The 16436-nt window shown below is 40.0% G+C and carries 11 protein-coding genes; 7 read left to right on the top strand and 4 right to left on the bottom strand.

Annotated features, from left to right (window positions below):
- Window positions 1-61: 61 nt before the first annotated feature.
- The 4 genes from ELS83_RS09920 to mtnN form a co-directional block, all read right to left on the bottom strand.
- The gene (locus ELS83_RS09920; protein WP_171595414.1) at window positions 62-655 is read right to left on the bottom strand and encodes a DUF4251 domain-containing protein; all 594 of its coding nucleotides are present in this window, start codon (window positions 653-655) and stop codon (window positions 62-64) included.
- A 136-nt stretch (window positions 656-791) separates the two neighbouring features.
- Window positions 792-1241 carry a DUF3592 domain-containing protein gene (locus ELS83_RS09915; protein ID WP_171595413.1) on the bottom strand — a complete coding sequence of 150 codons (450 nt, stop codon included), beginning with the start codon at window positions 1239-1241 and terminating at the stop codon, window positions 792-794.
- A gap of 98 nt (window positions 1242-1339) precedes the next feature.
- Window positions 1340-1819 (bottom strand): S-ribosylhomocysteine lyase, encoded by a 480-nt coding sequence (locus ELS83_RS09910; RefSeq protein WP_171595412.1) that lies wholly within the window; start codon window positions 1817-1819, stop codon window positions 1340-1342.
- 3 nt (window positions 1820-1822) lie between these two features.
- Complete coding sequence (gene mtnN / locus ELS83_RS09905; RefSeq protein WP_171595411.1) at window positions 1823-2533, bottom strand: 5'-methylthioadenosine/S-adenosylhomocysteine nucleosidase; 711 nt, start codon at window positions 2531-2533, stop codon at window positions 1823-1825.
- Between the two features lie 193 nt (window positions 2534-2726).
- Between mtnN and ELS83_RS09900 the strand changes: the two genes are divergently transcribed.
- From ELS83_RS09900 to ELS83_RS09870, 7 genes are all read left to right on the top strand, one after another.
- On the top strand, window positions 2727-3674 hold the full coding sequence (locus ELS83_RS09900; protein WP_171595410.1) for a hydrogen peroxide-inducible genes activator: 948 nt from the start codon (window positions 2727-2729) through the stop codon (window positions 3672-3674).
- Entirely contained in the window at window positions 3671-3988 is a 318-nt protein-coding gene (locus ELS83_RS09895) for an antibiotic biosynthesis monooxygenase family protein (RefSeq protein ID WP_171595409.1), read from the top strand. The genes ELS83_RS09900 and ELS83_RS09895 overlap by 4 nt, the downstream gene beginning before the upstream one ends.
- Window positions 3989-4101: 113 nt before the next feature.
- Window positions 4102-6237, top strand: coding sequence for a 5-histidylcysteine sulfoxide synthase (gene ovoA, locus ELS83_RS09890; protein ID WP_171595408.1), 2136 nt, complete (start codon window positions 4102-4104; stop codon window positions 6235-6237).
- 595 nt (window positions 6238-6832) lie between these two features.
- Window positions 6833-7984 carry an AI-2E family transporter gene (locus ELS83_RS09885; RefSeq protein WP_171595407.1) on the top strand — a complete coding sequence of 384 codons (1152 nt, stop codon included), beginning with the start codon at window positions 6833-6835 and terminating at the stop codon, window positions 7982-7984.
- A gap of 495 nt (window positions 7985-8479) precedes the next feature.
- Window positions 8480-11623, top strand: a complete 3144-nt coding sequence (locus tag ELS83_RS09880; protein WP_171595406.1) for a hypothetical protein — start codon at window positions 8480-8482, stop codon at window positions 11621-11623.
- Window positions 11624-11666: 43 nt separating this feature from the next.
- Window positions 11667-15662, top strand: a complete 3996-nt coding sequence (locus ELS83_RS09875; protein ID WP_171595405.1) for a DUF6443 domain-containing protein — start codon at window positions 11667-11669, stop codon at window positions 15660-15662.
- Entirely contained in the window at window positions 15659-16078 is a 420-nt protein-coding gene (locus ELS83_RS09870; protein WP_171595404.1) for a hypothetical protein, read from the top strand. The genes ELS83_RS09875 and ELS83_RS09870 overlap by 4 nt, the downstream gene beginning before the upstream one ends.
- The last annotated feature ends 358 nt before the right edge of the window (window positions 16079-16436 follow it).

Here is a 16436-nt window from a genome sequence, read left to right as displayed (position 1 = left end):
TTTAGGCACAAAAAAACCGCTCTTTCGAAAAAGAACGGTGAGCGTATGTTGTGTTTGTTATTTAAATGTCGAAACCACTTTTATAGGTTCTGGTTTCGCTTTTGGGAACCAATCGGCCATGAAACTGGATTTTACCGCTTCTGGTCGAAGCCTCAACATATGCATTTGCATAATTGTTCGAAGCATTTAAATCAATTCTCACTTCGGCATGCAAGGCAGCGCCCATTACGTTAAATTTCAGGAATTTATTGCCATGCTTATCGGTGGAGTATTTTTTATTGCTGATTCTTCCATTCAATGTAATGCCTCCTAATCCGTTAGGTCCGCCATATCCTCTAAAAGCCAACTGTAGCGTTGCTTTATCTTCTTCAACCGAAATAAAGTTCAGATTGTCTGAAACATTAATGGTTTTGCCTCTTTTCCCTTGCACGGTATGTGCTTCCAAAACAAAATCGAGATCTTTTAAAGCCTGGTAAGCCTGCTCGTGCAGTGCTTTATCGTACATTTCTCTTTCGGCTTTACGAATGGCCTTCTTCTCTTTTCTCAATTCCTTTTTTTCCTGTTTTGTCAATTCTTTGCCATCTGCTAAAGCCGAAAAGGATATTGTAAGTCCTAATACGACAACTGATACTATTTTAACTGTATTTTTTCTCATAACTAATTGATAAATTTTTCTATCCCTAAATTTTTAACTACTGCAGTTGACAATCGAATTGCAAGATGCGTGCCAATCAAATGTCAAGAAATCTTAAAAAGATTGAAAATTAGTTATTTGAGTCAAGCTGATATGCTTAATTCAGTTTGTGGTGCGAAAATTTACCATTGGTTTTAAAGCGTTCCTGTTCCGATTTACGCTTTTCGCTTTTTGGAGTGAAACTAAGGTAAAAAGCCACCCACAGTACAAAAAGCACAATGGCAACAGAGGTCATTCGGTTGAAGTACACTCCTTTTAAGTTATACAGAATGGCATCCTGAGGATTATCGGGATGGTACAAGATGGTGAACTTTTTTCCTATTGGATATTCTACATTTTCGAGACCTTTAATGCGATAGTGCTCGCCCTCCACTTCGTATCGTATAATCGAGTAGATAGAGTAGATGCCACTAATGCTGTCTTTGCTGATTCTAATCACAACTCCTTCTGCTTTTTCACCTTGCAGGAATAGTCTCCAGTTCCCGTAAATGGGAATCAGCAATATCAGTACCGTAATAAGAATACAACGAAAGCCCGAAATTTTCATAGACAATAGGTCTTCTCAATTTTCCTAAATTTAGTGAAAATTAGGCAATAAAAAAGGCTGTCGCATAATGGACAGCCTTTCATGTCGTTTTGAACGATCTATTGAGGGTAGTTCAAATTCTCTTCTTTTAAATCGGAAAGTACTTCGCTGCGATACTTGTTCGACTCCCATTTTGCAACGGTTAAATCGTGACTTACATAGTTTCCACATTCAATTTTATTGGTACCTGGAATTTCTCCTTCGAATTCAGCCATAAAATCGAACATTTCTCTGGTTACCTCCACAATGTCTTCCGATTTTAAATCGCCATGGAAAATAATATAGAAACCTGTTCTACATCCCATAGGACCGAAATAAATGGTTTTTTCAGACCACTCTTTGTGATTTCTTAAGAAGGTAGCACCAAGGTGTTCCATGGTATGCATGGCAGGAATATCCATTGCAGGTTCCTGGTTGGCAAGTTTGGTTCTGATATCGAAAGTGGTTACCACTTCGGCTCCAACCTTGTCTTTTCTCGATACGTAAATTCCTCTTTTCAATTTATTGTGATCTACCGTAAAGCTATCTATCTTTTCCATATCTTATTCTTTTATCTGATTTGCTAATTCTTTTGTCATTTCAACAACCATATTTGCAGAATTCACAGCTGCTGTTTCTACAAATTCTTCATACTCAACCGCATTCTCTTGTCCAGCAATATCCGAAATAGATCGGATAACAACAAAAGGAGTTGCAAACTGGAAACAGGTTTGAGCAATGGCAGCCCCTTCCATTTCTACAGCTTCGGCAGCCGGGAAAATCTCTTTAATTTTTTGGGTTGCCTCCGGGTTGTTCATAAACTGATCGCCAGTAAGAATACTCGCTGTCCTGGTTTGCACATCGCTTAGCCTGTGAATGCATTTATCGGCCAGTTCAATCAGGCGTTCGTCGGCCTTAAAACTTGCCGGCATGCCAGGAACCTGGCCTGTTTTGTATCCAAATACCGTACAATCCATATCGTGATGGATCAATTCGCTAGAAATTACGATATCGCCTACTTTTAAATCGCCTGGAAAGCCACCTGCGGCTCCCGTGTTAATCACAAAATCGGGCGTGTAATTGTCAATCATAATGGCTGCACCAATGGCTGCATTAACCTTGCCAATGCCTGATTGCAACAAAACAATCTCATTTCCATTTAGTTTCCCGGTATAGAAAACAAAACCACCCTTTTTTTGTTCATTTTTATCCGACAATAAAGCTCTCAGTCTTACCACTTCGATCTCCATTGCACCAATAATTCCTATTTTCATTCACTATAGTATAAAGTAACACGTACTGTGTTTTGGTAAATTGATTTTGTGAGTGCAAAGTTATAAAACTAAATGCCTTTTTGTGAGGGAAGCTATAAATTTATTTGTATTCTTTCCAGATAATCAAATGGAAGTGCATTAGCTATAAGCGAATTTAATTATATTTGAGTTATCTATAACAAAATCTAATTACATGACTTTAAAACAACTTGAATACGCACTGGCCCTGGGTAATTTGGGCAGTTATGGGCGAGTGGCAAAGTTTATGGGCGTATCTCAACCTGCGGTTAGCTTGCAAATACAGGCTTTGGAAGAAGAGTTGGGCATTAAACTATTCGATCGCAGCAAAAAAAAGGTGGAGACCACAAGTAATGGAGAACTGTTTTTGGAGAAGGCCCAGTTGTTGGTAACCCAATCGAAACACCTGGAAGATTTTGCACTTGAACTTTCGGAAGAGGTGCAGGGTGACTTGAATTTAGGGATTATACCTACGCTTTCGCCTTATTTGGTTCCACTTTTTGCCGATGAACTGAAAAAGCGTTTTCCAAAAATTAAACTTGTTGTTAAAGAGTTGATTACCGAGGAAGTTTTGCAGGGCGTGAAAGAAGGGGAATTACATGGAGGCATTATTTCAACCCCCATTCAAATAAAAAGTAAGCTGGAATTAAAGCCCATTTTTTATGAGAAATTCTATCTCTATGTCTCCGAAAAACATGCTCTTTTCGAGCAAGATGAAGTTGAGATTGAGAAGATAAATACTGAAAATGTATGGATGCTAAAGGAAGGGAACTGTTTTATGGACCAGGTGGCCAATATGTGTTCCATTGCTGGAAAGCATGAAAGTGAACTGATTTATGAAAGCAACAATATTGATGCACTTCGCAGGATTGTGGAGTACAAGGGAGGACTCACCTTTGTTCCCGAACTGGCTACTTTAATGATTCCTGCCGATCAGGAGGACTTGCTGAAGGAGCTGTCAGGAATAGAAAAAGTGAGGGAGATTAGCCTGGTTCAATTGAAAAGCGAAGTGAGAAAAAACTTGCTGACATCGGTGGTGGAAACCATTCAGTCTTGTATTCCAAAGCAAATGCTGAATAAGGAAGGCAAGGAAGTCGTAAAAACTAATTTTATTGAAGGATGATTGCAAAAACAATTAAAGCACCCTATTATGCCGTAATATTTTCGTCTTTGAGGGAAGAGGGCGATCAAGGTTATGCCGAAATGGCCGATACCATGATGGATTTGGCTCATACTCAACCGGGTTTCCTGGGTGTAGAATCGGCACGAAATGAATTGGGCATTACCGTATCCTATTGGGAAAGCCTTGAGGCCATTAAGAAATGGCAAGAACACCCGGCACATCAGATTGCCCAGAAACGAGGCAAAGAAGAGTGGTACAAGAAATATGCGGTGCGTATTTGTAAAGTAGATTCCGATTACTTTTTTGAGAAGTAAGTTGCCCTTTAGGGTAATGTTAATTCTTTCCTAAAAGCCAGATCGAAGCTGTTTTTGCTTTGTTCTGCATGCATTTTTGGTTACCTTCAAATGAAACTTTGAAACCGAAAATGATGAACAATGCAACAAAAATAGCAGAATACCAGAATATTCTACATACCAAATCGCCCATTTTGAATGAGGGTACACCCGAAGAGAAAAGAGCGGAAATTTTGTCCTACTTCCAGTCTACCTGGGAGCTCGACGATCGTTTATACGATTGTCTGAAAACAGAGGAAGCATTTTACATGCGTGCCGATCCACTTCGTCACCCACTGATTTTTTACATCGGGCATACTGCAACTTTCTTTATCAATAAGTTGATATTGGCCGGCATTCTTAAGCAAAGAATCAATCCGAAACTGGAGTCGATGTTTGCGGTGGGTGTTGATGAGATGTCCTGGGACGATTTGAACGAACAGCATTACGACTGGCCAAAGCTGGTCGAAGTAAAGGAATATCGAAAGCAGGTAAAGCAAGTCATTGAAAAGCTGATTCAGGAACTGCCCATTCAAATGCCCATCGATTGGGATTCTCAATTTTGGGTGTTGCTCATGGGTATTGAGCATCAGCGCATTCACATCGAGACTTCCTCGGTGCTGATCAGGCAGTTGCCCATCGATCAGGTGCAAAATATCGACCTTTTTGAAACATGCAAAGAGAGTGGCGTGGCACCCGAAAATGAATTGATAAGTGTAGCATCGGGCAGGGTGAAAATTGGAAAAGAAAGAGAAGCTGCGCTCTACGGTTGGGACAACGAATTTGGAAGCTTCAAAACTGAAATCAATTCTTTTAATGCCTCAAAGTATTTAGTTTCAAATCAAGAGTTTAAAGCTTTTGTAGACGATCGTGCTTATGAAAACCCAGAATGGTGGACCGAAGAGGGATGGAACTGGGTACAATACAAAAAGTGTAGCTTTCCTTTCTTTTGGCTGAAAGATGGTGAAAACTGGAAGCTTCGCCTGGTGAGCGAGGAGATAGACATGCCCTGGAACTGGCCGGTTGAAGTCAATTACCTGGAGGCGAAAGCATTTTGTAATTGGAAATCCGCGCAAAGCGGGAAAAAATTGCGCATGCCTAGCGAAGCAGAATATTACCGTTTGTACGATAGCGTAAACATCCCGGACCAACCCGATTGGGAAAAGGCGCCAGGAAATATTAACCTGGAGCACTTTGCATCCTCTTGTCCTGTAGATCGATTCGAATCTGCCGGATTTTACGATGTAGTTGGAAATGTCTGGCAGTGGACCGAAATGCCAATTTCCGGATTGGATGGATTTGAAGTTCACCCATTCTACGACGATTTTTCGACCCCAACTTTCGATGCCAAGCACAACCTGATTAAAGGAGGTTCGTGGATATCTACAGGCAACCTGGCCATTCGTGATTCGCGTTACGCATTTCGCCGTCATTTTTTCCAACATGCAGGATTTAGGTACATCGAGTCGGACGAGGAGGTAGAGATCAAATCGGATTACTACGAAACCGATGAACTGGTATCGCAATATTGCGAATTTCAGTATGGCGAAAAGTACTTTGGGGTGGAAAATTACGCCCTTTCTTGTATTGGTTTGATAGAGAAGCATTTAAAAGGCTTTGATGAAAGCAAAGCATTAGATTTAGGATGCGCAACTGGCCGCATGACTTTCGAATTGGCAAAGCATTTTAAACAGGTTACAGGTCTCGATTTCTCGGCCCGCTTTATTCGCATTGGAACCGAGCTGAAAGAAACCGGAAAACTCAACTACCTGCGACAGGAAGAGGGACAACTCAATTCCTACCAGGAATGTAAATTGAGCGATTTTGGATTGGATGCCTACCGCGAGAAAGTCGAATTTTTCCAGGCCGATGCTTGTAACCTGAAAGCACTCTTTACTGGCTACGACCTTGTATTTGCAGGCAACCTGATTGACCGCTTGTACGATCCGAAGAAATTTCTGGCTGATATCTCCACGCGAATCAACAGGAATGGATTGCTGGTTTTGACATCGCCTTACACCTGGCTGGAAGAGTTTACCGAAGCAGAAAAATGGATTGGAGGATTCAGAAAAGATGGAGAACCCTATTCCACACTGCAAGGACTTAAAGATCTCTTGTCCGATCAGTTTGAACTGCTGGAAGATCCAATCGATGTGCCTTTTGTCATCCGCGAAACATCGCGCAAGTACCAGCACACGGTAGCCGAAATGACCATCTGGAGAAAGAGATAATTAAATCTTATAAAGAATTCGAAGCAAATGCCGCAAGTCTATGACTCGTATGTTGCAGTCGTAAATAAAATAGTTAAACACTGAATGCTATTTATTTCTCCTCTAGCCGGAGGGGCTCTTACTTTTTGGCTTAAGCCCAAAAAGTAAGCAAAAAACCCAAGGCGAACTGAAAATTGCAATTTGATTCTTGAAATGCTTAAGTGCGGCCGGGTGATCTTCTCCCGATAATTATCGGGATCAGCTTCCCGTCCCGATAGCTATCGGTCTTACTAAAGCCTTTCTTCGAATAAAATCACAATTTTAAGAATGCCGGACAGCGACTTTTGAGGATAATCTGCACTGCCGCAAGTCTGTGACTTGTGGCTTTTTTCTTGCAGTTAAAAAGCATCATACCCCTTTCCACAAAAAAAAGTACAATATTCACTCTCTAATGATGATAATAAATTTTTATCTCTACCTTTAAAATCATTTTTTGCAAATATTTAGATGCTGTCTGCAAGACACAAGTCAGAAACTTTGGCCAGCAGATGGGAGGCTTGTAGCTTGAGGCTTGAAGCTGAATGCTATCTAGAACTTTTAACCAATTAAAACCACTATGCTTAGTAAATACAAACACGAAATTATTCTTACGGCTTTTGTTGTACTATCGGCCATAGCTTTTTTCTATTTGTACGGTTATTTTTTGCCATTTGTCATTGGTTTGCTCCTGGCATTTGCTTGTTTGCCAGCCATAGAAAAAATACAGAAGCTTGTTAAGAGCCGCGAATTGGCATCTTTTCTTTTCCTGGCCGGGATCATGGGCATCTTTGTTCTGTCGCTTGTGTTTTTTGCAGGCTATGTCAACAAAGATTTTAAGAGGGTCAATCAGAGTTTCCATGTGTTAATTTCCGATAACAAGAGCGAGTTGGAAAGCATTGAGCAGAAAGTGAAAACTTATGTTGGCGAAATTTACCAATCGGAAAACCTGGAAATGGATTTCGAAGCACAGGTTGATACATTGAAAGCAAAATTAGGCGACAATTTGGATACAGAAACCATTTCATCGGCTTTTGGTAAAATCACTTCTGTATTTCAGACCGATTCGGAGGTAGAGGAGAAGGATGATTCTGAAAGTTTTGGCTTTTTGTATATTCTGTATTCCTCCCTGCTTTATTTTGTACTGATACTATTCAATTTCGATTACTTTATTTCGCTGAAGGCCAGATATTTTAAAAACAAAATCGAGTCGAAATTTCAGATGGTACTCGACGATTTTAACCGCAGCTTTTTCATCTACTTCAAGCTCAGAACAAAAATTGTGCTGATCCTTTCCCTGCTCTATATTTTGGTATTTTCCATTCTAAATTTGCCGGGCATCATCATGTTCACACTGCTCATTATCATCTTGTCTTACATTCCATATCTTCAGTATCTTAGCCTTATTCCCATTGCCTTGTCCTGCCTGGTTTTATCCATAGAAAATGAGCATGGCTTTCTATTTTATTATGGAATTGTAATTGCCACATTTATTGTAGCCAGCATTATAGAAGAACTGCTGCTAAATCCATTTATCATGGAAAAAAATATTGGCTTAAACCCGGTAATCATGGTATTGGCACTAAGTGTTTGGGGCTACACTTTGGGAACACCAGGTTTACTTATCGGTATCCCACTTACCATTCTCATTGTCATTTTCATTAAACGATATGTACTGGAATCCTACGAATACATCTGTTTGGGAAAGAAAGAGGAGGTATCGCCGCAATAGCCAACAATTGTAATATAGCATGTGCTGCAAGCATTTGACTTGCGACTGAAAAAATATATAGACTTAAAACCCAACCCACTTACACAAAAATGTAAGTGGGTTTTTTCTGTTATAGCATAAGCTGTTTACCCAAAAATTCTCATTTCCAAATCTGCTAAATCGATGCTCAATGCCCGATTATCGATGCTGAGTATGCGTTTGTCGATATCGCTAGGAATTCAATAAAGTAATTTTTAAACTGATTGGAAATCAATCCGGTGACTGGGTGTTTACTAACCGAAAATATCACACTCCTCCAAACTTTGATACTAAATGCTACGAGATGAAGCTACTTCACTCTAACAAGGAATTGTGTTTGCCTGTGATGATTGTTCAGGTATAATCTCGAGCGAATCTCTCTTAATGGATCAAATTGTAAGACTTCGAAAGTTACATGATCCATATTATGTGCTGTTTCTACAACTATTCCCCAAGAGTTCCAAAAATTAATGTGATATGATGAAAAACTATGCTAAATTCTATAGAGCTGTTACCAGTACAATTGGCCTATTAGTTCTATTGGTCTTATTCATTTTACCTGTAAAATCACAAATTAAAAGTATTCCTAGTCCCAATATCGCCGATTTGGACGTCTATGGTGATATCCCGGTATCCTTAAATAAAGGAATTCCAAACATTTCTCTTCCTTTGTATGCTATTCAGGGCAAAAACATTGGGCTAAATGTTTATTTATCTTACCATAGCGCAGGGGTTCGTCCCAATATTCCTCCGGGTTGGCTTGGTGAAGGATGGTCATTGTTTGCAGGAGGTTCCATTACACGAATAGTGAATGATCAGCCAGATGAAACCGATGCTTTAAATTTTAGGAAGCGTGGCTTTTATTATCGCCATGGCGATTTGAATCAATCTGATTGGGCAAACCTTACAAAACTGAGTAATCCTAATGAATATACTCACGCATATGATTCTGCACCGGATGAGTTCCAATTTAATTTTATGGGAAAAACAGGCAAGTTCTACATGAATTGTGAAGGCGATTGGGTGGTGAAAAGTGATGAAAATTTTTCGGTTTGCTTTAATGGAGAGTTTATCAATACCATTGTTCACAATACCGGATATACCAATGGCAGTTATGCATATTTGTCCAAAACATTTGAAGCATTTGAAATCACCGATGGCAAGGGTACGAAATATACTTTTGGAGGAGCAGATGCTATTGAATATTCCGATAATATCGAAACGTTACCTAAACGAGCTGGTGAACTATGTATTGCGAATACATGGTATCTAATTAAAATAGAATCGGCAGATGGTAGTGAGCTCATTCACCTGAACTATGAGCGCGGTCCTTTTGTAGCTCATTTGTATAAATTTGCTTACGATTCGAATCAAGGAGCAGATGGAGGTGGTTCCTTCTTAAGTTCATCCTGTTCATCCTGGGGAATTCGATCTGGAATTACAGGAAAGTTTAGCTCACCTGTCTATCTTGATCATATTGATTTTCCTGCAAAGTCATTGAAGATTGAATTTCAGAAATCAAGAATTGAACGTGAAATATACAGTAGGGACGATTACAATCGACTGTTCAATGGTCCCGGGCTTATTGATACACGCAATAATAGCATTCTTGATATTGTTGAAAGCCCTTATATAGATCAGTGGAGCAGAGATTTTGACCGGCTGGCATGGTTAAAACTGGACCGTGTTGAGATCAAAAGAACGGATAACAACGAGCTCCTCAAATCTTTCGATTTTGCTTATAACACCAATTTAAATGAGCACCTTTTTTTGCAAAGCCTGATTGAAAAGGGGAGCCATCAGAATGCCAGGGGCAAAGTGCATACCTTTAGGTATCGGGATAAGGGCTTGCTTCCCGACTATATTTCAACCATAACAGACCATTGGGGATTTAACAATGGAGTTCTGTTTCCATCGATTAATCAGTTGAATTTTTTGTACCAGCGTAGACCGACTTCTAAGGTTTTCTATGGAATCATAAAAGAGATTCAATACCCAACAGGAGGAATGACAAAATTTGAATTTGAACAAAACAGTTATGGTGCCTATGTGAATGATGAGCGTACAGGATTGTCATTAGAAAATGGTATTGCAGGCGGTTTAAGGATAAGGAAAATCACACATGTTGATGGTTTGGGGAATGAACATTACAAGCGATATTACTATGTGAAAGATTACGAGCCGGGAATGAGTGGTGGGGTATCGAGTGGTATTCTAAATGTAAAACCGCGTTACAACTATAGTTTCACGGGTAGGTTGATTAGTGGCAAAGCTTTTCAATACTATAATAAGAATAACAATCCGGTTATTCCACTTTCGTCAAGCAGTATTGGCAAATACATCAGTTATTCGCAGGTTGCAGAAGTGCAGGCAGATGGAAGTTATACCCTTTATGAATATTCCGATTACCATAGCAATCCCGACAATAAGGCTAATACCCTTTACAATACGCAGTATTCACCCTTAATTCCCTTTAATTCCAGGTTACAGGAAAGAGGTAAACTTTTGCGAAAAACATTATTTGATGCCAATTCTTACCCGGTTTACAAAGAGGAGAACCAATACCAGCGAGTTAGAGGATTTAATATCCGGGATGTCAGAAGTATTTCTAAGAAATCAATTGCCATTTGCAGTAATGGTGGTGATTATGCAGATATCCGGGTGGCTTACCATCATTTAATGCATTCCTACTTGCCAGGTTCAAAAAGTAAAACCTATTATCAGAAATCATCTACAATTCCTGCCTTAAGTACAAAATTGATTTACACTTATGGAGAGGATAAAAATGTAAGAAAAGAATCAACCATTTGCAGCGATGGAGAAAGCAGTAGTATAGAATACAGATACCCCATAGATTATTGTTTAAAGTCATACCCAAACCTTAGTAGTTACCAAGGGAATGCCCGTGTTTTAAAAGAGATGGTTGATAGGAAGATGTACGACTTCCCCGTGGAAATCACCCGCTTCAAAGATGAGAAAATTGTTGATTCTGAACTGCACCTTTATACAAAAACAACAGCTGGTCATTTCAAACCACTTTCTACAAAACAACTGCTTCTGGCTGAACCAATGTCTCGACCGGTAAGACGATTATCTTATTCATTAAATACGCTACCCTATGTCAATTTTTTGTATTCGGATTTGTATGAAAACCAGCATAACTATAAGCGTTACGACTCCTACGGTAATGTGTTGGAATACGAACCTAAATCTGGACCTCTTTCTTCTTTCATGTGGGCATACAACCACCAATATGCCGTGGTTGTGGCCGATGGAATATCTTCACAAGATCTGGAAAATGGGGTGAATGCCGTTTGTCGACAATTAACAGGAGGTGATTTGCAACACGTGTATAGCCGCATAGGAACATTGGAAAGCTATACACAAAATGACTTGTGGAAACGTCTCAACAGGCTCCTGCGTTCCGATAGTCGCTTAAGGGGTGTAGCCATCAAAACCTATGTCTTTGATCCTGCAATTGGAATGATATCCGAAGCGGATATTGCAGGTATGATAAACTACTACGAATATGATGACTTTGGACGTTTGAAACGGATTAAAAATCATGACAAGGAAGTGGTGGAGGAATATGAATACCATTACCAAGATGAGAATGATTGATCAAGCTCGAATTATTGATTTTAACCCCAAAAATTAAAAACAAATGAAATACACTATACGAACTATAATGCCACTGTGTTTTCTGCTAGTTTCATGTTTAAGTTTTGCACAAACACAATCGAAAAATTACATTAAAATTTCCAGGCCGCAAACTACCAGTGGTTTAAGCGGCAAAACCCTGCACAGCCTTAAATATTTTGATGGCCTGGGGCGAGTTGATCAAAACATAGAGATCGGTGCGACGCCTAATGGTTTTGATCTTGTTCAGCCTTTTGACTATGATGAGTTAGGGCGTGAAAAGAAGAAATTCCTGCCATATGCTTTGAGACATTCAAATGCAGGAGCCTATGTGGCATCCAAATTAGACCCGAATAAATGGGCTATTTATGGAGGTGAAAAGCAATATGCCTATGCCGAAACTCAGTTCGATGCCTCGCCTCTGAACCGTGTATTTGCACAGGGAGCTCCAGGGGCGGCCTGGCAAGTAAGTGGGAACCACAAACAAAGAATGGATTATGATTTCAATCAAGATATGGAAGTTCTTTTGTTCAGAATGGAAGGGGATGACCTGGAAGTGGAAGGATTTTACCAGGCCAACAGCTTGCATAAAAGCATATTAAAAGATGAAAACTGGAACTCAGGAAATCTACATACCACTGAAGAATTTACTGATAAAGAAGGGAAAATCATCCTTAAACGGAGTTATGTTGAAGATGGTCCAGATGCTGGCAATATGCCCGATGTAGTTGATACCTATTACGTGTATGATGATTTTGGACAGCTTCGTTATGTGTTGCCACCTCAGCTCATAGCCACAGCTCAATACCGACAAATCTATGCAAGTTATACAGGAACCTTTTTTCTCGAAATGCATTACCTGAACAATGGTTTGTTACTTGGCAGGCATTTCCCTCATGTTCCGGAAAGAATTGTAGGATATGTACGATATACCATTAATCGCAACAGTCTTAGCATAGAAATCGATATCAATACAGTGGTGTATAATTCTTTAGGAGATTTTTCACTATCCGCCACTGGGAAAATAGGAGAGGGAATACTACCACCTGATTTTTACTATCTAAAAAGTATGGATGTTGCAACTGGTGTTCCGATTCACCTGTCAGTTCAGAATGGATTTGTTTCTATTCATGGCGGTACAGCAGCGCGTTTAATTGGGATTGGGACTCCCGATTTCAACAATCCCTTCCCAGGTCTAGTTGGGGGAAGAGCTGATTCCTACAGCTTCAATCCTTCTTTGGCGGGATCGGGTGATTTTTCCTACAATATTGCGCTATCGACTACCTACCCTGGCAGGATGCCTAATCCTGGTATTAGGGTAGATCGTGGATGGTCACTTCGATATCATACGCTCATCACAATGGGTTTACCGAATCGTCAATATGGCAGGAGGAATGAAGTAATCGCCAGGATTCCTGTAATCAGTCAGGCATTGCTAAATCAATTTGCTTACCAGTACAAATACGATAAATGCAGGCGCATGACTCATAAAAAACTACCGGGAGCCGATTGGATCTACATGCTTTACGATAAGAGAGATCGTTTGGTTTTAAGCCAGGATGGGAACCAGCGCCATCAATCAACAAAAGAATGGATGTATACGCTGTACAACGATTTTAACCAACCAGTTGAAACTGGCAGTATCAGAACCAATGCGTCGTTTTTGAACTTGCAAACATCTGTTGGCAACAGCCTGAATTATGTGCCATCGGGCCGAAGGGCACATACTTATACCTGGTACGATAGGTATGGAAGCGAGGCCATAGGTTTTGATGCAGGGCAAAACATTTCGGGTTCCAATAGAATGACTTCGATAAAAGGGCAGGTTAGCACTCACAAAGAAAAAATTCTGGGAGCCGAAGAAGGCAGCTGGCTAACAACAAGTTATTACTACGATCAGAAACAGCAGATGATACAAAGTCTTCAACGCTTAAGCCTGGTTGAATTGGGTCGGACTTCTACTTTTGAGGATTGCATTTCGAATCGCTACGATTTTACAGGTAAACTAACGCGATGTGTACAAGTGCATAACTCACCAAAGCTGAGTCGACCACAAAGAATTGATAAGGAGCTGTACTACGACCATGCAGGTAGGCTTACACAGGTATACCTAAGCATGAGCGGGGCCATTAACAAAGCCCGAACGAAAACCTTAGGCATAACCTATAATGAGTTGGGGCAGTTACAAAGCAAAAGCTATCACAATGGACAGCAGACCTGTAGTTACCGTTACAATATTCGTGGGTGGCTCACCCACATTAACGACCCTTACCAAATTGGCAACAAATTGTTCGCCATGAAGTTGTTGTACAACAATAGCTCCGAACTTCGCAATGTGAGCAATAGGGTGCAATATAATGGAAACATAGCCGCCATGCTTTGGAAATCGAAAAACAGTGTATCGGGCAATTACAGCAATTTAAAAGCCTATGGTTTTATTTACGATGCCCTTAACCGCCTGAAAACTGCCGACTATGAGGAGAAAACTTCTTCGTGGAGCAACAGTACAAAATATGATCTTGGAGGAAATGCCAATGGAATAAGCTACGATTTGAATGGAAATATTCTGCACTTGAAACGAAACAATTCGGGTACAGGAGTAAAGGACCAATTTCGTTACCGTTACCAGGGCAACCAGCTAATGGCACTGGGCGAGAACGGAAGAACTGCCCCGGCTGTCAACGAATTTAGCTACGATTATAATGGTAATATGACTGCCAACAGCAATCAGGGCATTAGAAGTTTGGCATACAATCAATTGAATCTTCCTAAAAGCATGAGTATAGGCTCTAATTCAGTAAGGTATGAATACTCGGCAGGAGGGCTGAAAATAAAGAACAGCATCAACAACAGAAAGCTGTATTATATCTCTAACTTTGTGTATGAAGGAAGCTCTTTGAAATATATATTGCACGATGAGGGAAGGTTTGTAGTGAATCACACAGAAAACGGTGGCAGCTACGAGTACCATTTGAAAGACCACCTGGGCAATACCCGTGTGGCTTTCCTGGAGAATCAATCGAGACCAGTACAGTCTGTTGATTATTATCCATTTGGTTTATGTATGAACCTAAACCAAGCTTCGACAAACAAATACCTCTTTAATGGAAAAGAGTTGCAGGAGGAGACGGAGTGGTTGGATTTTCATGCGCGAATGTATGATGGTACAATTGTACGAACCACAACACCTGATCCACATCTGGAAGGTTATTATAGCGAATCGCCATATAGCCTCTTCGGGAATAATCCGATCAATAATATTGACCCGACTGGGATGGATTGGTATCGATACATTGATGAAGATGGTAACAATCATTATACCTATCGGGATGGCAGTGATGAAACGATTGAGGTTGACGATAATACTTATTCCAATATTGGGGCAAATGTAAGTATCCAACTTGGGGAAGGATATTATTTTAATGCTTTCCAAAACTACGGAGTAACCTCACTGGATGGCGCAATAAATGTAAAGCAGAAAATTCTGAATGACCCTGAATTATTGGGAAAATTATTGTCAGAAGGTAGTGGATTTAGCGCACAAGGACAGGAGCAAATCATGGGTGCCTTAATTCATGGAGCTCATGCTGATTTTATAAACCACCCTGTAACTCAGGCCACAATTCATGGTTTGTTGTTTGTGGCTACAGGTGGAATAGAAGGGGCTGCCTCTATTTTGGGTACGGGTAGATCTTTGTTGGCTAGGAGTACTGCCAAGGGAGGTCAAACAATAATTGGTGAAGGAATGAAGCGTGTGAGCGTAGCTGCTGCAAGGAGTCCTGGTTCTACTATTTTGAATAATATGCCACATTTTTCAGGATCTCCACACCAAATAACCAGTCAAATGATGCAGTATAATCGTAGATGGTTGTTGCAACAAATGAGAAGTGGGAAGCCAATAATGGATATTGGATTCGATCCAACACGGGGAACTCCAAGTATATTCTATCAGATGGAACGAAAGATGATTAACAATTATTTAAAACTACATCCAAACGCATTTAAAATTATAAAACCATGATAAAAGGAAATCAATATTTGAAAATCGTAGGAATGTTTTATTCCTTTCTTGAATTGGAGTTTGCTTTTATTAAAGTGAATGAAACAATAAATGGGAATGCTTTTTATGATGTTGAGTATAGACGCGATGAAAAAGTCGTTTCGATCTCTTATGAAAACATAGAAGAACATCTAGAGGTGATTGTATTTAAGTTATTAAATGACAAAATGCCAGATTACGAAGATGAATTTAAAACACTTCATTTAAAACACTTAAACAGACTTGTATTACCTAGGGTGAGTAAAGACGAATTGCACTCAAACGATCAGTACTTTTCAAAGTTCAATGTAAAAGACGAATTGGAGCGGAATTTACTACAAAGAGCTAAAGAGTTGCGATTGTGTTTAAGGTATTTTGATCAACTATCGATAAAATAAAATTTAATCGACATAAGAACTGGACTAATGGCTACTTAGTGAATCTTTTGAGTGCGGCACCTGATGGCGCGAGTTTGCACTGCCCGCCAGTTCGAGTTTGCTCCCAGATAGCTATCGGGATCGGACTCTGCGAAGCAGAACTTGCAAATATGTCACATGATTTTATGGGAATAGGTTTGCGCTTTTTAACGCCACAAGTCACGTGTAGCAGTAATGAGAGAGGGTGTAGCTTGAGTTTGGATTGTTTTTCTGTATTCACAGGACACGAGCTACAAGCTCGCGCCCAATGTCATTAAGTTAAGAGTGTAAGTTATTGAAAAACAGTAGTAGTAGCGAGGTTTTTAGAGATTTTTTTGCT

Source organism: Marinifilum caeruleilacunae, from assembly GCF_013141825.1.
Taxonomy (GTDB): Bacteria; Bacteroidota; Bacteroidia; order Bacteroidales; family Marinifilaceae; genus Marinifilum; species Marinifilum caeruleilacunae.
The sequence above is the reverse complement of the archived record's forward strand: the minus strand, read 5'-3'. Positions and strand labels throughout refer to the sequence as shown.